Below are 21,088 nucleotides of genomic sequence, written 5' to 3'. Positions count from 1 at the left end.
GATTATATTAGTTATATGGGGAAATATATGAATAGGAATTTGGGGATTGAACTATTTCGTATAGTCTGTATGTTATTAATCATAGCATTTCATATGTCAGATCATGGTGTCATATCTATTAATAGTTCTATGCCTATTACAGGAAATTGGCTAACTCTTGCTTTTGCAAGGCTAGGTGGTGCTATAGGCAATTGCGCCTTTGTAATAATTGGTGGCTATCTGTTATGTATGAAAGAGTTTGATAGTCGTCGTGTTATTAAATTATGGCTACAAACACTTTTTTACTCTATTATATGTGGTCTTATAGCCTTTAAAATAGGAGTTATCGATGTAAGTATAAAAAGTATTATAATGATGTTATTGCCAATTACCTATAATGAATATTGGTTTATTTCATCCTATTTAATTCTTATGCTATTGGTGCCTTTCTTAAATCCATTATTGAAGGGGATGTCACGTAACAAGCATCGAGCTTTTATAGGTCTAGGTTTACTTGTATTTAGTATTATACCAACTATAACACGAAATTCTTGGATGGATACTTATAACCATATATTGTTATTTATATTCTTATATACGATTGGTTCATATATTAAAATTTACTCTATACAGGGTCATCTTAAGTATCTATTGTATGGTTTTATATTGATGATACTAGTAACGGGATCAATTTGGGGCATAGCTTATGTAAATCAGTCTTTTGGTAAAAGCATAGATATATTTGCACTAGTATGGCCAACCTATAAATTTACTGAATTATTGATAGCGTTATTTTTCTTTTTAGGTTTTAAGGATATACGACCATTTTGTGGAAAGATAATTACATTTTTCTCTACATCTGTATTTAGTGTATATCTTCTCCATATAGGGCGTTTGCAAAATTGGATATTCCTTAGCCTACTAGATGACTCTTATGTTTATACTCAATGGTTTTTCCCTTTATGGTTAATAGCGATAGTATTACTTGTTTTTATAACCTGTGTGCTTATTGATAAGATACGTATTTACCTTGTAGAACGGCCAATGGATCCATTAGTAAAATCGCTGGCGGGACGGTTAAACGCGTGGCTTAAAAGTAAAGAGATTATATAGGATTTATTGCTTAGGGAATTAATGTGCTTTTTAGCATTAATATTAGTTCATTATATAAATAGGAGGCATTACTTATGGATATTATTACACAAAGATTTGATGATCATTTAGATACTCATATGAAGATGCGAAATTATATTGAAGAGATTCGAGTAGTTGCGGATATATGTAAGAATGCTCTTGATAAAGGACATAAAATTCTTTTCTGTGGTAATGGGGGATCAGCTGCTGATGCTCAACATTTGGCAGCTGAATTGGTAGGACGTTTTGTAAAAGAACGAGAGTCTTTACCTGCTATTGCTCTCACAACAGATACTTCTATTTTGACAGCGGTAGCAAATGACTATTCTTATGATGATGTCTTTTCTCGTCAAGTAGCTGGTTTGGGACAGGCTGGAGATGTATTAATAGGCATTTCTACATCAGGAAATTCTAAGAACGTGGTTAAGGCCACAGAAATAGCAAGACAGAAAGGTCTAAAAACAGTTGCATTTACTGGTGAAGGTGGCGGTAAACTTGGTGCTCTTTGTGATGCCGTGATAGCTGTTCCGTCTAAGACTACGGCCCGAATTCAAGAAATGCATATAATGGTAGGTCATATTATCTGTGAAATTGTTGAGGAAGATTATGATTAAGAAAACTATTAATAAGTTCTTACATGATAGTCTGCCTAATCTTCGTATAGCTGTCATTGGCGATCTAATGGTAGATCGTTATGTTTTTGGTGACGTAAGTCGTATATCTCCAGAAGCTCCAGTCCCTGTGAATCGAGTAAAACAGATGAAAGAAGTCCTTGGTGGGGCCGCAAATGTTGCTGCGAATCTTGCCAATTTGGATGTCCATGTATATGTCGGTGGAGTAGCGGGACAAGATACTCATGGAAATCTTTTACAAGACTTATTAGATTCTAATGGTATTGATAAAAGTGGTGTAGTAATCTCTAATGAAAGATCTACTATAACTAAGATGCGAATTTTAGGTGCTCGTCAACAAATGATGCGGCTAGACTTTGAGACAATTCGAGATGTAGACCAACAGGAAGAGGAGGAACTCATTCGTTGGTTGACTATTCTCTGCCAAAAAGGATTAGATGGAATTGTTATCTCTGATTATGGAAAAGGGGTTTGTACAGACACTCTTTTAAGACAAATTTTCAACTTGGCTAATCAATATATGATATCGACTATTGTTGATCCTAAGGGAGCTCAGTGGAATAAGTATGATGGGGCTACCTTTATTACTCCTAATGTGAAGGAGTTATCTGAACGAGTTGGTTATTCTATTAGAAATGATGATGATAGTATAGTGACTGCAGCTAAAGAGGCTCTAGATACTAATCATATTCAATATATTATTGCTACTAGATCTGAAAAGGGTATCTCTGTTATTGCTAGAGATGGCCGAATTTGGCATAATCCAGCTACTCAACAAGATGTTTTTGATGTATCTGGTGCTGGTGATACAGTTGTGGCTACGATGATTTGCTCTATCGCAGCTAATCTTTCTATGCGGACCGCTCTTCATGTAGCTAATGGGGCAGCTGGTATCGTAGTATCTAAAGTGGGTACATACCCTATCCATCGACAGGAATTAATTGATTTGTGGATGTCTCTTCAAGAAGGAAAATCTATAGAAAAGTCACTATATTCTTGGGAAGAAATGAAGACTTTAGTTCGACAATGGCAAGATCAAGGAGATACAGTTGTTTTTACTAATGGATGCTTTGATATTCTTCATAGAGGGCATATTACGTACTTGCAAGAAGCGGCTCAACTAGGTGATCGACTTATTATAGGCCTAAACTCTGATGCTTCCGTAAGGCGTCTTAAAGGGGAAACTCGTCCTTTAGTAGAGGGAGAAGATAGGGCTTATTTATTGAGTGCTTTGGGTTGTGTAGATGGTGTTGTACTTTTTGATGAAGATACTCCATCCCAATTATTAGAAACTATTCGACCTAACATACTTGTTAAGGGTGGAGACTATAAAGTAGAGGAAGTAATCGGCCGTGAGTTTGTAGATTCAGTACAAATTCTATCTTTTAAAGACGGATACTCAACCACAAATGTGGTAAATAAAATTGCTAATTTAGTAAAAGACAATAAATTATGATAATCATAATAAGATAGATTTCTTAAAATGTAATATGAAATTGAACTATTCCAAATTTACAATTCTATCAAATTATTCAAGAAAGACGTCTAAGGTTGTTCTACAATTAAGCTATTTATTTTTATAAATCACCATATAGAACTATAATATTAGTTCTATATGGTCTTTTTATTTTAATGTCTTTAGATTGGTTCGTGACATAGTCGCGAATTATAAACCATCCGCTATGCGGGTACAGTAGCGATAGTTATACAAAAAAAATCATCTTGCTTAAGTATAATGTAGGTGTTCAAGTTACATTATATACAAAAGAAAGGTGATATTATATGGCAACAAAGACATAGATTCTTGCATACAAAAAATGGTTATGCAAATACCACATAATATTTACACCTAAATATAGATGTAAAGTTATATATAATCAATACAGAAATAGTTTACATGAAATATTAAAGCGTTTGTGTGAATATAAGGGTGTCAAAATTATGGAGGGGGAGTTGCTGGCAGGTTATATTCATATGTTAGTATTAATCCTACCTGAAATAGGAGTTTTATCTTTTTTAGGATATTAAAAAGTGCACTTATGATATTTGATAAATATATAAATTTAGAATATAAATATGGAAATAGGTATCTGGGACCAAAGGATATCATATATAGATGATAAATCTAAATGAGATTCTATTTAGAAAAATATACATGAGCAAAAGATTCACTTTACGGGTGACTTCGATTATAAGTGCTATAATATGAATAATAGGTAATCAATTATAAATTGGGATTATATGACGATATTGTGTAAGTCATTATAATTGTATGATGTGGAATTTGTAATTTTTAGTAGGGGGAAAATATGAATTACAATTCGGATAAAGCAATTGAATCTTCGGAACAGGATTTACTGGGGAGAGTAACATTCTCCAAACAATTAGGGGAAGCGATATATAAATATGATGGAAAAGATGGATTAGTGTTAGGTGTATTTGGTAAATGGGGAACTGGTAAGACATCTATTCTGAATATGGTTGTCAATGAAATAAATTGTTTATCTGACAATGATGATGACAGCCCTATTATTGTAAATTTTTCTCCTTGGAATTATTCAGATAAAGACAATCTAATAAGTCTATTTTTTAGAGTATTAAAAAATAAACTTAATATGGACAAATATGAAGAAACAAGAAAAAAGATAGGAAAAGCATTAACTGATTATTCAGATGCTCTAGATGCTTTAGCTTTGGTTCCTATAGTTGGATCTGGCCTAGCAAATATATTAAAGACGATAGCTAAAGCTCAAGGTGCTGAATTATCAAAAGATGTAGATATAGATACGACTAAAGAAAATTTAGAGACAGTTTTAGGTGATACTAATCAAAAAATTGTTGTGATTATAGATGATATTGATCGCTTAACCAATACACAGATTAGAGATATTTTTCAATTAGTTAAGCAGGTTGGTAATTTTCCAAATATAATATATGTCTTATCTATGGATAGAGATGTTGTATGTAGAGCTTTAGAAAGTGTACATGATATTGATGGTGCAGAATATTTAGAAAAAATTGTACAGATCCCATTTGAAATACCTGCACTTTTGAAGCCAAGATTACGTGAGATATTTTTAACAAATCTTGAAAATACAGTTAAAACTATTTCTGATAACCCAAAAATTGATCAATCTTATTGGAGTGAAGTGTTTACAAATTGTATAGAACCTTATATTGAAACATTAAGAGATGTAAATCGAGTTATAAATACATTTCAATTTAGATATAAAATATTATATGAAGAAACTGCTTTCGAAGATATGGTGGCTCTTACTACTATTGAGGTTTTAGAACCTCAATTATATCAGTGGATTGGTAGAAATAAAGATTTGCTTTGTAGTACATATTCTCATAGTTTTTCAGCTTTGTTTCGTGATAAAAGTAATTATCGTACATCTATACATGAGGAGCTTAAAAAATTAGGTATAAATACGGATATAGGAATAAAATTTCTCTCCACTTTGTTTCCTGTATTTGCAAATGATATAGATGAACGTGATTATAGATATACAGAATCGAATATAAGAGAGACAATGAGAGTAGCACAAGAAGAACGGTTTGATTCATATTTTATGTTTGACTTGGGTGGAATTCCTGTTTCAAGATATATTATTAATTCTTATATAAATATATTACCTTTAGATGATTTAATCGATACAATTACTGAAATTAATAATAATGGGAATATTGAATATTTTATAGATGAATTAAGATCATTGGTTGATACCATTCCTGAAAAGCGTTTAGGTTTATTATCATCTGTCATTTTGAATGTATTACATAAATTCTCTCAAAATAGTCAATTTTATATGTTATCAGCATATACTAAAGCAGAATTCCTTGTTTATGATATTATAAGTAAGATCAATGATGAAAATGAACGATATAATTTGATTAAAAGTGTATTAGAAAATATAAATAAAGAGCAACTAGGAACATTAGCTTCTTTTATCAATAGAATAGAATTATCTCATGGAAGGCTCGCAGGAAAAGAGGAACATATAGAGAAACAACTTATTACTTTACAGCATTTAATTGATATAGAACTAATTTATGTTTCAAAAATCAATGAGATTACTCAATCTGAAGTAATTATTGATATAAGCGACTTCCATATGGCTTTCTATTTATGGGAGTGTCTAGATAAAGATAGAGCAAGAACTTATTTAGACAATATATTGAAAGAGGACAATAATATACTTAAGTTTATATGTGCTATTGCAAATAAGTGGACAAGTGAGAATGATGTTGGATGGTATTATTCATTAGATAAAGTTTCAAATTATATTTCTGCAGATATAGCTTATGAAAAAATTAAAGAGATTAGTAAAAAAGATTTGGATATGTTTAGATTAGAGGATCAGATTAAATTGGCTTCTTTTGTTTTGTCGTATGGTAAATCTGAAAGCTATCGTGTTGATGAGAAAGAAGCTATGAAGCTTGTAAATGATTGGAAAGATAATAAAAGTTAAATAATATATTGTAAAAATGGTAGGCTTATGAGTAAAATAATTCAATTACTAACATTTATTTGGTACTCCATGACAACCGATTTATATACACAGTATCGTTCTTATATAAAACAACAATTAATGAATAAATCTAACTCAGAGTTACAAATTATACATGAATTATTAGTAAGCGATATTGAGAGTCGATACATGTTTATATGGGGAACTATTTCTTTAGGTGCTATTTTAGCCCTTATAGTAAGTATAGGATCAAATTTGGCAATAGAAGCCTTGAAGGAAGGTGCTAGTGAAAGTATTATTTTTGCTTATAGTCAATTTATAATAATTACTATAATAGCACTGTTAGGTTGTAGTATGGTAGGCTTTGTTTCAACTATGCTTTTGAGTATTTCTAAGTTCAAATCTATTGGATTTTATGGTATTTTATTTGTTGGAATAATAGGATTAGCTTATTGGAGCCATTTTGAACACTCTATTCTTATGGACTTATTCTTTCTCATATTGAGTTGTATATGTACAGGTATTATGTTTGCTACAATTTTTGATGCGATAAAGAAATGTGCTGTTATCAAGAAATTAATAATAGAGGAGCTTATAAGTGGTAGGAAAATGAAAATACGATTGCCAAAAACTATTAGTTGATTAGATTACTTTTCTAATATGTATGTAGTATGAGTATTATCTAAATAGGCATTTACTTGTTCAAAGAGGATGTTTATTGAATTAATAACTAACAAATCTTAGTAATTAATGTTCAAAAAGAAGGATTTTTGAACATCACTTTTCTAAATAGTAGATTGATGTACAAAATGCTAATTTTTTGTATATTAATTATTATCGTAATAACTATAGCTTAATAAAAGGACAGTTGATTATATCAGCTGTCTTTTTTATGTGTAAAATTTGTCACAACATTCTCATATATTTCATGTATTTTATGATGTATACAAGTCATCATGGTAGTTACCAGTTGGCGTAGTATTCATATAGTTTGAGAGGAAGAATATGAGGTATAGAGAATGAGAGCGAGCAATATTGAATTGTTGCGTATCATTTCGATGATACTAATTATTATGCACCATTTTAGCGTGCACGGTTGTTTCCCCATTACGCCAGATTTAACGTTTAATAAGGTGTTTCTCCAAGTATTTGGACTTGGAGGCAAGGCTGGTGTAGTTGCCTTTGTTATGATAACGGGCTATTTTATGGTTTCTAGTAGTTTTAAGCTGCACAAGTTTGCCAAGTTAGTAGGGCAAATATGGTTTTACAGCATTGCCATGTTGGGCGTGGCTATGGGTTTAGGACTCGATACGGTGACGTCAAGGAATATGATGCTCGCTTTATTGCCTATTGGCGCCATGAGTTGGTTTGGTCAGAACTTTTTGGTACTCTATTTACTAGCGCCTATTATTAATCGAGTACTTCGTTGGCTATAGCATAAATACTACGTTATGCTTCTAGTGATTTCCACGGTAATTTGGTTCTTAATACCGACGGCGCTGAATTTGTGGCCTAATGTACCGCATACCACCTTTGGCTTTAAGCATATCTTTTCCTTTATCGTGTTCTATTCGATGGGGGCGTACATTAAGCTGTATGGCTCACATATAACAAAGAAAATAGGTATTATATTTAGCGCCATAGGCTTTGTAGGGGCCTTTCTAGGGGACATCCTCGTCGATGTACTGGCCATGATGGATCCAGCGTATATGAAACAAATTTTTTACTTTACGCAAAATGATTATGGTTTCTTTCAATTGCTATTAGGTATTGGCTTGTTTATTATTTTTTTGAAAGCAAAGATCACTTATCGTCCTTGGATTAATGTGGTAGCATCTACTACCTTTGGCATATACCTATTGCATGATAATAAGTTATTCCTCCATTATATGTGGGACAATGTATTGGCAACGTATCAGTACTATGATTCAATAGTATTACCTCTGTATGCAATCTTTGTAGTGGCGCTCATTTTTGTCGTCGGTATGACCGTAGACTATGTGCGGTTAGCTTTCATAGAAAAACCTGTGATGAAAGCAATTACGCCAAGCCTAGACCGGATTCAGTCAAGGGTTGAGAAAGTACTGCCATTATAATGCGATTATCGGTGTTTTTTGGTATAATATATAAGTATTCTTACCATAAAACGGGAGGTAATTATAATGCGTAAATTCTTGTATATGTTAGCGGTATTGCTTGTATTAATTGGCATTAGCACAAACGATGTAGAAGCTCGTCAAGATGTGTATGCTACGACATATCTCGGTAATAACTGGTATGTAGATCAAGACTCTGTAAAGCGAGTGGGGGATATACTCAACTTTACGGTGTACACAACAGCAGGTCTTAGCTATAAAGTGACATCTAGTGATGATAACTATTACAATGCAGACGTGTTTTACGATAATAATAAACTCGTATCGGATAATGGCCAATCCGTCTGGAAATCTCCAGGCATGATGGCAGCCATGCGCGTGGCGCGTAAATAAGAATAAAAGGCAGCGATTAAATCGCTGCCTTTTTTGTTAACATACTTTCGTATATTTCTATATATAGATTCTTATTGATTCGCTTATATGTTCGCCATATAATTATCTTAGGATAGCCGGCGAGGTTGGGCCTCTCTTCGTTAATGAAGGGAGGGGTGTCTATGAGTGATTATGAACTAATCATGCTCCTGCTTCAAGTAATGGCTGTTGTCATCGCTTTCGGAGCTCTAGTAGCACTTATTTGCTTTGGAAAAAGCAAATAGCCCTTCGTTACCAATAACTGGATAACTGAAAGGCCATTTCATCACGTATTTATTTCTTGAGATGAGCCCGACGGAACCACTCGCTTGGCTATCTACTTATATTATAGAGATAATCACATATATCGTCAAATTGAGATGAAATACATTATTATAATAACTACATATAAATAATCATAAAAGCTGTACATACATAGATTAGACTAAACGGCTTTGATGTCAAAATTATTTTACATCAAAGGGACGTTCAAAAATCGACTATGTGTGTACAGCTTTTTGGTGTTTTGGTTTTAGTGTGTTTGTGTGAAAGTAGTTATAAGACTACCATAAAGTGATCTTATTATTTTTCAAGTTTGTCTACCAAGCGTTTTACTGTTTCTTGTAGATCTTTATTTTGAGTTTCTAATGCTTGTACGCGTTGTTCTAGTGCGTTATAAGAGGCAGGGGACATAGCAGTAGACAAAGATTTTCCTGGTTTATAGGTGATGCCTACATTGGCCATAACGTGATTGTTCATTGTAAATCCTGTGGTGAGTAAAAGATTATCTTTGTGATAATAGCCTACACCTAGAGCTACTGCATTCGCATTTTTATAATGACCGTAGCCTGCCATGTATTGAACGCGATTATCTGGATCATATGGTAGTGGATGCAATGCGGCTAACGCAGCGGCACGAGCATCGCCTTTATTGGATTCCGTTTCGACACGTTGTACCTCTTGAGATACATGTTGTACAGATTTTTCAATGGTACTGATAGAATTATTAAGCTGTTGACTTGTACTTTTACCAAGGGTATCAATCATTTGATGAACGCCGTAGAGTTGGGATCCGTTGATTGCATCAGTAGAGGTATCACTCACGCGACCTGCTGCGAGATTGGTGATCGTCCGTTCCTTGCCCTTAGCCCCTACGGATACTGTTGATACAGGGGCGGTGCCGGCATAGTTGACGGTAGTACCATTTTCAAAGGTATGACTTGCTGTACCGACTACATCGCCGTCAGCGGAATTATTGCCAAGGACAACTCCGTTTTTTAGAGAGGTAGTCACATTATTGCCGAGAACAAAGGTGTTTTCTCCAGAAATGTGGTTGTAATTACCTATACTGTAAGAATTGGCCGCATCAATAGCTGTTTTACCGTATTGGCCTTGACCGAATACGCCAGATGCAGTTGCTTTTTCAGATAGTGTGTTATAAGAGCCGACAGCCAAACCTTTTGCGGCTTTTACATTTACATAATGCCCTACGGCAAGGTCGAACTGTCCGTTTACTGTCGAATTTGACCCGATGGCTACAGAATTGCTGGCTTTACTGTTAGCACCTTGGAAGTTCCCAATCCACACGTTTTTATCACCTGCGGAGTTTTCCCCTGATTGAGTCCCCATGACAATGGAGTTCGTCAACTGGCTCGCATTACCTGCGGCGAAACCGACGGTTACGTTAAAATCGCCAGTACTGCCTCGGAAGGACTTCGCCCCAAGGTTGATATTGCCACCGCCTGATGAGCCGGCCCCAGCAGCTGCACCCAAGGCTATATTATTGCCTTGGGCATTGGGCTCCTTACCTTTTCCGTTCGCCGCACCGGCGTTCTCACCGAGGGTGATGTTGCCGCCTGTTCCTGCGGTGAAAGTTTGACCTTCCTTGCCGATGTTACCGTTGTTATCAACGATATTAACCGGCGCCGCATAAACTGAGGCGGATAAAGCTACCATTACAACACTTGCTAATACAAAACGTTTCTTACTCATCGTATACACTCCTTTGTGTACAAACAAACTTTCACAAAACTTTCATAAAAAGACTTACATGGCTACTATAATACCAAAAAGGTATATTGTAAATAGAATATTCACATAATTCCAATAAATATACAATATATTCTATAGGTATTTATAGTTGATAAAACATCTTTGACACATAATTATAAAGTTTAAATATTTATTTATTCTATCAATTGCAATCTATATGCATTGACAATTCTCTATATATTTATATAAAATAGAAATAATTTCATGTGTTGCTCATGATAAAATCATGAGTCATCAGCATATGTAATCGTGTGTAATTAAGTATGTACGGTATTAAGCAATGAGAAGTGTGTTTGTACGTAAGAGTGTGTAATGAAATATATAATCGTGTTGATGAGTGCCCTTTGCATGTTCGTTATGCCCGTATCGGGGGAGCAGGTAAATAAAGCAGAGCAGCCTATGCAGGGGACTACGGTAAAACAAGTTCATAGTGAAAGTAAGACCGTATTATCTGACGACTTAGATACATTCCATGTTAATTCATCTCATACTCCAGATCATGTCATCGGTCAGGGCGGATTGGAGATGCCAGACTCCACAGATAAAAAGACGACTCGTTATTCCGATACGGATGCGGTCAACTCTGCGTTGCAGGCGGTGGTCATGACTGGTGTTCATTCCGCAATGCACGGATCGAAGGCGAAACCGTGGATGCAGCGAACCGTCTTGTCATTGTGCTTTCAGAAAAACTGGAAGCCCTTGTACGGTGTGGAAACATTGCAGCCGTTAGGTCATTATGATGAGACATCTCGTCATGTGTGGTTTACACAGGAGCGGTTGGCGAATGCAGCGGATACAGGAACGACGGCGAATGTAGGCATCGGTTATCGCCGAATTGCAGTGAACGATGAACACTATTACGGTGGTAATCTGTTTTATGACCATCGGTTCAGAGGCAATCACGGTCGCATGAGTGTCGGGCTGGAGTACGTGTCGGGGATTGGTGCGTTTCGCATGAACTGGTATCGCGGTGTGTCTAGTGAGCGTTCCCTTGATGGTGCGACACGCATGGAAAATGTGTCTAACGGATATACTGCGGAGTACGGGACTAGTTTCAAGAATGCCCGTTGGGCGCGCGTGTATATGGAGGCCTATCGTTGGCAGTTGCGGCGCAGTGCGGATAAGCATGGCTTGCGCATCGGTACGGAGTTGCAGCTCACGCCGAGAATTTCCGTGGACATGGGCTACAACAAGCCGGAGCATGAGCACGGCAGTCCGTACGGTAAAATCATGTTCCGTCTAGCCGGTGTCGATACGGCTTGGTTTGGTGGTAACCATCGATCGGATGTGAAAGCATCGGTTCGTGCGAATATGCTCGAAAATGTGCATCGTCATCATACGGTGTATGTTGATTAATAGTGATATTGTGAAAGCCGAGGCTCTAGGGCCTCGGCTTTTTCGTGTATCTGTAGGTGATAAATTTTCTGTATATAAAATTATCTTATCTATGAAAGCATTAAACTGAAAAGTCTAAAAATATGAAATTGATTACGTAATTACAATAATCGTTATATTCCGATATATGGATTTATCGTAAAATTTGATAGGAAAGATGAAGATTCTATTTCTTAAAATTAAAAAGTATTAAATATGAAATAAATAAACGACAAAAATGAAGAAAAGATGAAAAAGTCGTTTACAAGATAGAAATTTTTTGATATTGTATTGCCGTGGGTGAGTATATGATGAAGAATCATGAATAATTATAGTATTCGTATCGTAATTGAGAATACTAGTATTTGGTGTAAGAAGTGTAGATGATAATCAATCTTTATACTTCTTCTTTTTATTATCTTTGCAATATTATGCAACACAAGTGATGTGTTTTACTGAGGTTTCGGTAAGAAAGGATAATCATGAATCGAATTTATAATGTGATTTGGAGTAAAACAAAAAAATGCTACGTAGTAGTATCTGAAATCGTAAAAACAGGTGGCGGAAAGGTAAAATCCGTACAAACTGGTACAACTTGGGCACGCATGAGTGCAATCATGGCGGTAGCCGCATTATTGATGGGTGGTAATATTACTACGGTTAATGCAGCTACTTATGCTGCGATGACTATTGATGCTGTAAATGATGCTGGCTATGCTACCGGTAAGAAATCTTATAGTGAAGGTAGTTATTTATATAACTATCAAAATCCTGGGAACTTGACACCATTTGATAATAGTCATTTGTACAATGGTACAGATAGAGGTAACTATACAGAAAATAGCTTTGCCGGTATTGCTATCGGTACGCATACAAATATTGTAGAATCAGGTAATTCGAATTATCATTCCGGTTTAGCTATCGGTAACTATGCTCAGGCCACAGGTGGTATTTCCTTTGCTTTAGGTCATTATGCTCAGGCTTTATCACCATCTGCTATGGCTCTTGGTACAGCTACAAAGGCGAGCGGCTTTAACTCCTTGGCTATGATGCGTCAATCCGCTGCAGAAGGTGAGTTCTCTACAGCATTGGGTACTGCATCTTGGGCAAAGGGTAATGGTAGTTTTGCCATGGGTTACTCCGCTACAGCAAAAGCGGATCAATCCATCGCAATCGGTGCGGCAGAAACTATAAAATTACCTGGTCAACAACATGGTACTCCAAGTGCTAAATATAATGGCGATGGTAATACCGTAACAGAAGGGGCTCGTTCTCTTGCTTTCGGTACGAAAGCTCGTACTGCAGTTGGTGCAGATGATTCTATGGCATTCGGTTCTTCATCCAGTACTGGTGGCGCCAATGCGGTAGCTATGGGTTATAGTGCTAATGCTAGTGCAGAGAATGCCTTTGCCATCGGTAATACGGCACAATCATCCGCACAAAATGCCGTGGCAATGGGTAAAAGTGCAAATGCAAGTGGTGTAAGCAGTTTTGCTATGGGTAGTAGTTCTAATGCTGCTGGTGCTGATGCTATCGCTATGGGTAGTTCTTCCCAAGCAAAATTATCCAACTCCATCGCATTGGGTGGTAATGCAAAATCCTTGGGTGCCGATGCGCTTGCACTTGGTGGTGCGGCGAATGCCTCTAAAGATGGTGCCATTGCAATCGGTAAAGAAGCAAAAGCAAACAATACTAATACGACAGCTATCGGTCTTGGTGCAACTGTTACAGGTACTAACTCCATGGCTATCGGTACAAATGCCGTTGCAGAATCCAATAACTCCTTGGCATTGGGCACTGGTACGGAAGTAAGAGGTGCCTTGGTTAATGGTTTCTCTGCTTTCACTAACCAACAAAATAACAATGTTGCAAACGGTGTAGTTGCGGTGGGTAATGTAGGTTCTGAACGCCGTATCATCAACGTAGCGGGCGGTGAAAACGATACTGACGCAACAAATGTTAAACAATTAAAATTTGTAAACAGTAACTTGGCAAAATCCATCGCAGGTCCTACATATACGGGCTATGAAGCGAATGGTTCTACATATAAAGCGCCTGATTTCAATATCAAGAACAGTACGTACCATACGGTAAAAGAAGCTGTTGAAGCGGCGCAAACGAATTTCTTCAGTGCTAAAGGCACATCTGCTGATGCGAACTACGATAACACAGGTGCTACAGGCAATAATGCGACAGCAGCCGGTGTACGTACTTCCGCAGCAGGTAATTTCGCGACAGCTGTCGGTGCTGATGCGACTGCAGCGAATGCGAACAGCACTGCAATCGGTTATAAAGCTAAATCCAGCGTAGATGACGGCGTTGCATTGGGTGCGAATTCCGTTGCTTCCGTTGCGGCCGGTAAAGCAGGTTATAATGTTAAAACTGCAGACAGCCGTACAAACGGATATAGCGGATTGACTGGCGCTGCGTTGACATCCACTATGGGTGCGGTGTCCGTAGGTGACGGCGGTACAAAAACTCGTCAAATCACTAATGTGGCTGCAGGTACAGCTGATACTGACGCTGTTAACGTGGCACAATTGCGCAATGTTAATTTGAAAGTAGCTGGTAACACTGGCAAAAATGACGTTTTATTGGATAACCAAACATTGACTGTAAAAGGCGATGGTTCTTATGTTACGACATCTGTTAACAACCAAACAATCGATGTAGCGTTGACTGATGCTACTAAGAATAAAATCGACAATGCGGCAAATAAAGACTTGTCCAATATTACAGACGGCGGTAAATCCGTTATTCGTGATGAAGCACAAAAAGCCGTAAAAGTTGTTGCTGGTAAAAACACAACGATTACAGAAGGTACTGATGGTACATATAAAACATATAAAGTTGACGTAGATGCTCCTGACTATCAATTAGTTGAAAATAGCAGTGCTGCTGATAAAGCTTACACTGTATCTGGCAATAAAGTTGACTTAACTGTACAAGATGCTAAAAATCCTGCGAATAAGAAAACTGTAACTATCAAGGATATCGCATCTAAAACAGAACTTGATGATACAAAAACAGAGCTTATTAATAAAGGTTTGAAATTCGATGCGGATAATGGCGGCGAAAAAACAAATAAATTAGGCTCCAAGGTAACAGTAGCTGGTGATGGTACTAACATCAACACTACAATTACACAAACTGGCGACGATACAACGATTAAGGTTGCATTGGGTCAAGATATCAATGTTAATACGGTAGCTGCTACAAGAACTGTAAAAGCTGGTACTGCTACTATGGGTACCCAATCTGTAACAGATAACAAAAGTGCTGCTCAGAACGGTAACTTTGTATCCGGTTTGGACAATAAAAATTGGACATTAACTGATCCTGCCTATGTATCTGGCCGTGCGGCAACAGAAGATCAACTTAAGATTGTTAGTGATGCTGTAAAAGCGGCTAATGCGGCTAACGCAAGTGCTTCTGATTATCGTTTAATCGATAATCCGAACAATGCGGCAGATGGCTCTTATAAGGTTGATAACAATAAAGTTGATTTGCAAGTGAAGGACGATAAATCCGGTACAGTTAATACTGTGACAATTAAGGATATTGCGTCTAAAACTGAGCTCGATAAGGTAAAAGACCGTTCTGTGAAATACGATGGTAATACAGGTCATGACACAGTAACATTAGAAGGTGCTAATGGTACAAAAATTACCAACTTGAAAGATGGTAACGTAGCGGCTGGCTCTAAAGACGCTGTAAACGGTGGTCAATTACATCAAGTTAAGCAGGATCTTGGTGACCAAATCACAAATACTAAAAATGATTTAAACAATAAGATTGATACAACTAAACAAGATCTTATTGATAAAGGTCTTAAATTCGACGCTAATACAGGCGGCGAAAAAACAAATAAATTGGGCTCCAAAGTAGCAGTTAAAGGGGATAACTCCAACATCATTACGGAAATCTCTCAAGACGGTAACGGCGACAGCACAATTGATGTGAAACTTGGCAAAGACCTCAAAGTTGAAACGATTACTGCTACTGGTGCAAACGGTAAAGACGGTAAAATCGGTATCAACGGTAAAGACGGTGTAACGACTAACATTTCCGTTAGCCGTGATGGTCAACCTGGGGTTGACGGTGCAACAGGTACAACTACAACTCGTATCGTGTACCAAAAACCTGATGGCTCTAACGAAGAAGTGGCAACCTTAAACGACGGCCTTAAATTCAAAGGTGACATGGGTGCTACATCTAATGTAAAACTTAACAAACAAGTGGACATCAATGGTGGTGTAACAAGTGCTTCCGATCTTGCTACAGGTAATAATATCGGTGTTACTTCTGCGGCTGTCGGCGCTGACGGTAATACAAAATTACAATTGCAATTGGCGAAAAACTTGACTGGTTTGCAATCTGTAACGGCATCCGACACTGTGAAAGCAGGCACTGCGACTGTAGGTAATCATACGGTAGCGGATAAAAAAGGTGGCAACCAAACTGGTAACTTTGTAACAGGTTTAGATAATAGAACTTGGGACATTTCAGATCCTACGTATGTAGAGGGACGCGCAGCGACAGAAGACCAACTTAAGAAGGTTAGCGATGCTTTGAAAGCGTCTAATGCAAGTGCTACAGATTACCGCTTAATTGCTAATCCGAACAACGCGGTAGACGGCTCTTATAAAGTTGAAAACAATCAAGTTGACTTGAAGGTAAAAGACGAAAAATCCAGTGATGTTAAAACTGTAACGATTAAGGATATTGCGTCCAAAACTGAACTTGATAAAGTAAAAGATCGTTCCGTGAAATATGACGGTGAAACTGATAAAGATACGGTAACTTTGGAAGGTCCTAACGGTACAAAAATTACTAACTTGAAAGATGGTAACGTAGCGGCTGGCTCCAAAGATGCTGTAAACGGCGGTCAATTACATCAAGTTAAACAAGACCTTGGCGATCAAATTACGAATACCAAGAATGACTTGATTAACACAGGTCTCAAATTCGATGCCAATGTAGGCGGCGTACAAACTAACAAATTAGGATCTACTGTTACAATTCAAGGTGAAGGCACTGCAGCTGACGCTGATTACAGTGGTGAAAACCTTAAAACTTTTATCAAACAAGATGCGGCGACAGGCAATACGACTATCGACGTGAAGATGAATAAAAACCTTAAAGCTGAATCTGTGAAGGTTGGCAAAAATGGTAAGGATGGCGTATCTATTACAGGTCCTGACACAGCGAACGGTACAGATGGCAAGGTAGCTGTTACTGACAAAAATGGTAAAGAAGCAGTTTCTATTTCCGGTAAGGATGGCGTAGGCCACATCGGCTTGACAGGCCCTGCCGGAACAAACGGCGTGAACGGTACTAATGGTATCGACTTGTCCGTAAAACCTGGTTACGATGATCCTGCTACTGGCGTTAAAGGCGAAAAAGGTGTAGACGGTACAAACGGTCTTACACGTATCGTTTACAAAGACGGCAACGGCGAACACCAAGTTGCGACTATGGAGGACGGTTTACAATTCACTGGTAACAATTCTGGTACTGTGAATAAACAAAAATTGAATTCCTTGGTGAAAGTACAAGGTGAAGGCGTAACTGAAGCTGAATCTGCAGCGTTCAAGAGCGCAGCCGGCAATATCAACGTAAAAGCTGATGGCACTAACAAATTGGAACTTCAATTGGCGAAAGACCTTAAAAATCTTGATTCCGTAACGGCTGCTAAGACTGTGAAAGCAGGCGGTGCTACTATGGGTAGTCAAACTGTTAACAACGCGGCCGGCGACAGCGAAACAGGCAACTATGTAACAGGTCTTGATAATAAAGATTGGGATGCAGATAAGATTGTATCCGGTCGTGCGGCAACAGAAGATCAGTTGAAAAAAGCGTTGGATGCTCAAAGTGCTAACTCCACTGATTATCGTTTGATCAGAAATCAAGCAGCAGGCTCCAATGGAGACTACACTGTGGATGCGAACGGCGATGTAGCGTTGACTGTACAAGATAAGAATCATCCAGATAAAACAGAAACCGTTACCATCAAAGACGTTGCTTCTAAATCCAAACTTGATAAATTGAATGACCGCGCTGTTAAGTATGATTTGGATCCTACTGGTAATCCTGATAAATCCAAGGTAACTTACGAAGGTCCTGCATATAACAATAAGCAAGGCGGTACTCACGTAACGAATGTGGCATATGCTACAGGCAACGATGGTAGCGAAGCGGTTAATGTAGACTACTTAAATGACAAAATCAAAGATAGTGCAGACGCATTGACTAATAAAGGTTTGAAATTCGATGCTAATCAAGGCGGAGAAAAAACTAATAAGCTTGGCTCTAAAGTGACTATTAAAGGTGAAGGCACGGCAGCTGACGAAGATTACAGCGGCGAAAACCTTAAAACTTTCATCACACAAGACCAAACATCTGGTGATACAACTATCAACGTAAAGATGAATAAAAACCTTAAAGCTGAATCCGTGAAAGTTGGCAAAGACGGTAAGAACGGCGTGTCCATTACAGGTCCTGATAACGGTACAGACGGCAAGGTAGCTGTGACTGGTAAGGACGGTAAAGAAGCTGTATCTATTTCTGGTAAAGACGGCGTAGGTCACATCGGACTCAACGGTAAAGACGGTCGTAGCGCTGACATTTCTGTTGAAAAAGGTGATCCGGACCTCAACGGTAACGAAATCACTCGTATTAAATACACTGATGAAAATGGTAAGACACATCAAGTGGCAACCAAGGATGATGGTATGGCATACGGTGGTGACTCCGGTAATGTGATTAAGAAAAAACTTAATGAACAATTGGACATTAAGGGCGGCGTAACAAACGAAGCTGATTTGACTGAAAACAATATTGGCGTTATCAGCAAAAATAATATCCTCAATGTTCGTTTGGCTAAAGACCTTAAAGACTTGAACTCCATTACTTTCAACAACGGAGCTAACGGTGCAAACGGTAAAACCGTTGTAAACGGCGCAGGCATGACTATTAATGATGCAGCAGGTAATCCGTTGACAGCTGTTACAAAAGACGGTGTGAAGATTACTGATGGTCCATCCATGACGAAGGACGGCATCGATGCAGCAGGCAAGAAGGTTACTAACGTAGCTGACGGTACGGTTGCAAAAGATAGCAAAGACGCTGTAAACGGTGGCCAATTGCATGACGCTGTTGAAAGCCTTAAAACTAAAGGCTTCGGTCTTGAAGCGGAAGACGGTCAATCCGTGAAGAAACCTCTTGGTGAAACTGTTAAGGTTAAAGGTGATGGTACGAATATCAAAACATCCGTAGACGGCGGCGCTGTTAAGGTAGAATTGAAAAAAGACATCACTGTAGATACTGTAACAGCTAAGACTGTAACTACAGGAGACACTAAGATGGATACAAATGGCGTTACTATCAAGGATGGCGCTAATGAAGCGACTAAGTTGACTAAAGACGGCTTGCAAATCAATGATGGTGGCAACAAAGCTGTTACTGTCAATAAAGACGGTTTGACTATCGAAAATGGTCCTAAGGTAACAAAAGACGGCATTGATGCGGCTGATAAGAAGATTACTAATGTGGCTGATGGTACTATTGGCGCTGGTAGCAAGGACGCTGTAAACGGCGGTCAATTGCATACAGCTATTGAAGACATCAAAACTACAGGCTTTGGTCTTAAAGCGGAAGATGGTCAATCGGTGAAGAAACCTCTTGGCGAGACAATCGACTTGAAAGGTGACGGCAACATCAAAACTTCCGTGGACAATGGCGCTATCAAAATGGCATTAAATGATAAGATCACTCTTGGTCAAGATCCAGCAAAACAAGTTAACATTGATGGTTCTGCAGGTACAATTACAGCTGGCAATGGCGGCAATCAAGTTAAGATTGACGGCAATGACGGTTCCGTAACGGCAAATACTGTGAAAGCTGGCGATGTAGTCGTAGGGAAACAAACTTCCGACGGTAAAGAAGGAAACTTCGTAACAGGTTTGGATAACAAAACTTGGAATCCTGAAAATCCTGTAGCAGTTCCTGGTCGTGCGGCAACAGAAGATCAATTGAAAGCTGTTAATGACGACTTCAATAACAAAGCAAGAACAGGCCGTGTATTCCAAGGTGACCAACCTGGTGATAGCGGTAAAGTGGTTCGTGGATTGGGAGATACTATGAACCTTACTGGTGGTGCTGATGTGAACCGTTTGGCAGATAATAATATCGGTGTTGTGAAAAACGCTGCTGGTGATGGTTATAACATTAAGTTGGCTAAAGACTTGAAAGGTCTTGAGTCCGTAACGACTACGGATGCTGCTGGTAATACAACTGTTATGAACGGTGGTGGTATGACAATTACACCTGCTCAAGGTAATGCTGTAAGTCTTACTAAAGACGGCCTCAATAACGGCGGTAATAGAATTACTAATGTAGGCCCTGGTGTAGATGGTACTGATGCGGTTAACGTAAATCAATTGAGCAGTGCTATGCGTAGCGTGGATGGTAAAATCGCTGATGTAGGTGCTACTAGTGCGGCTATTTCCGGCCTCAAACCATTACAATATGATCCATTGGAACCAACTCAAGTATTGGCTGCTGTAGGCCATTATAAAGGCAGCACCGCTGCAGCTGTAGGCGTGGCGCACTATACTAATGAATCTACAATGTTCCATATGGGCGTATCTCTTGGCGGTCATGACAACATGATTAATGCGGGCGTATCCTACAAATTCGGTACTTCCGATGCGAAGAAAGCGGTTCCTGCACGTTATAAGGCTGGCCCTATCAGCTCCGCGTATGTATTGCAGGATGAAGTGACTGCATTGAAAGCTGAAAATGAACGTATGAAACAACATGATCTAGAGTTAACTGCTAAATACGATCAAGTACAACGCGATAATGAAGAAATGAAAGCTCAAATCGCATTGTTGATGCAACAAGCAGGTCTTACAAAATAATCGAATCTGAA

At 38.1% G+C, this 21,088-nt stretch carries 9 protein-coding genes and 2 pseudogenes; 10 read left to right on the top strand and 1 reads right to left on the bottom strand.

The window, feature by feature from the left end:
• The first annotated feature begins 27 nt into the window (after positions 1-27).
• From E7K77_RS06140 to E7K77_RS06105, 8 genes and pseudogenes are all read left to right on the top strand, one after another.
• Positions 28-1,092 (top strand): acyltransferase, encoded by a 1,065-nt coding sequence (locus E7K77_RS06140; protein WP_325306266.1) that lies wholly within the window; start codon positions 28-30, stop codon positions 1,090-1,092.
• A gap of 74 nt (positions 1,093-1,166) precedes the next feature.
• Positions 1,167-1,727, top strand: coding sequence for a D-sedoheptulose 7-phosphate isomerase (gene gmhA / locus E7K77_RS06135; protein ID WP_325306267.1), 561 nt, complete (start codon positions 1,167-1,169; stop codon positions 1,725-1,727).
• Positions 1,720-3,201, top strand: coding sequence for a D-glycero-beta-D-manno-heptose 1-phosphate adenylyltransferase (rfaE2, locus tag E7K77_RS06130; protein ID WP_325306268.1), 1,482 nt, complete (start codon positions 1,720-1,722; stop codon positions 3,199-3,201). Before gmhA ends, rfaE2 begins: the two co-directional genes overlap by 8 nt.
• Positions 3,202-3,545: 344 nt before the next feature.
• Positions 3,546-3,832, top strand: a pseudogene (tnpA, locus tag E7K77_RS06125) (IS200/IS605 family transposase); the annotation flags it as partial.
• A gap of 222 nt (positions 3,833-4,054) precedes the next feature.
• Complete coding sequence (locus tag E7K77_RS06120; protein WP_322352814.1) at positions 4,055-6,220, top strand: KAP family P-loop NTPase fold protein; 2,166 nt, start codon at positions 4,055-4,057, stop codon at positions 6,218-6,220.
• 27 nt (positions 6,221-6,247) lie between these two features.
• Complete coding sequence (locus E7K77_RS06115) at positions 6,248-6,862, top strand: hypothetical protein (protein WP_325306270.1); 615 nt, start codon at positions 6,248-6,250, stop codon at positions 6,860-6,862.
• 377 nt (positions 6,863-7,239) lie between these two features.
• A pseudogene (locus E7K77_RS06110) lies at positions 7,240-8,316 on the top strand (acyltransferase).
• A 66-nt stretch (positions 8,317-8,382) separates the two neighbouring features.
• Positions 8,383-8,709 carry a hypothetical protein gene (locus tag E7K77_RS06105; RefSeq protein ID WP_008714489.1) on the top strand — a complete coding sequence of 109 codons (327 nt, stop codon included), beginning with the start codon at positions 8,383-8,385 and terminating at the stop codon, positions 8,707-8,709.
• 600 nt (positions 8,710-9,309) lie between these two features.
• Here the strand turns inward: E7K77_RS06105 and E7K77_RS06100 are convergent.
• Complete coding sequence (locus tag E7K77_RS06100) at positions 9,310-10,719, bottom strand: YadA-like family protein (protein WP_325306271.1); 1,410 nt, start codon at positions 10,717-10,719, stop codon at positions 9,310-9,312.
• Positions 10,720-11,091: 372 nt separating this feature from the next.
• On the opposite strand from E7K77_RS06100, the gene E7K77_RS06095 reads away from it, so the two are divergent.
• On the top strand, positions 11,092-12,135 hold the full coding sequence (locus E7K77_RS06095; protein ID WP_325306273.1) for an inverse autotransporter beta domain-containing protein: 1,044 nt from the start codon (positions 11,092-11,094) through the stop codon (positions 12,133-12,135).
• A gap of 500 nt (positions 12,136-12,635) precedes the next feature.
• On the top strand, positions 12,636-21,077 hold the full coding sequence (locus E7K77_RS06090; RefSeq protein WP_325306274.1) for a YadA-like family protein: 8,442 nt from the start codon (positions 12,636-12,638) through the stop codon (positions 21,075-21,077).
• Positions 21,078-21,088: the final 11 nt, after the last annotated feature.

It is taken from the genome of Veillonella parvula (assembly GCF_032577575.1).
Lineage (GTDB): Bacteria > Bacillota > Negativicutes > Veillonellales > Veillonellaceae > Veillonella.
Note: the sequence above shows the minus strand (reverse complement) of the source record. Positions and strands in the feature narration are given on the sequence as shown.

Excerpts from the sequence above, each read along its gene's own strand:
- rfaE2 (WP_325306268.1), top strand. The coding sequence starts at position 1,720 with ATGATTAAGAAAACTATTAATAAGTTCTTACATGATAGTCTGCCTAAT.
- E7K77_RS06090 (WP_325306274.1), top strand. The coding sequence starts at position 12,636 with ATGAATCGAATTTATAATGTGATTTGGAGTAAAACAAAAAAATGCTAC.
- E7K77_RS06115 (WP_325306270.1), top strand. The coding sequence starts at position 6,248 with ATGAGTAAAATAATTCAATTACTAACATTTATTTGGTACTCCATGACA.
- E7K77_RS06095 (WP_325306273.1), top strand. The coding sequence starts at position 11,092 with ATGAAATATATAATCGTGTTGATGAGTGCCCTTTGCATGTTCGTTATG.
- E7K77_RS06100 (WP_325306271.1), bottom strand. The coding sequence starts at position 10,719 with ATGAGTAAGAAACGTTTTGTATTAGCAAGTGTTGTAATGGTAGCTTTA.
- E7K77_RS06120 (WP_322352814.1), top strand. The coding sequence starts at position 4,055 with ATGAATTACAATTCGGATAAAGCAATTGAATCTTCGGAACAGGATTTA.
- E7K77_RS06105 (WP_008714489.1), top strand. The coding sequence starts at position 8,383 with ATGCGTAAATTCTTGTATATGTTAGCGGTATTGCTTGTATTAATTGGC.
- E7K77_RS06140 (WP_325306266.1), top strand. The coding sequence starts at position 28 with ATGAATAGGAATTTGGGGATTGAACTATTTCGTATAGTCTGTATGTTA.
- gmhA (WP_325306267.1), top strand. The coding sequence starts at position 1,167 with ATGGATATTATTACACAAAGATTTGATGATCATTTAGATACTCATATG.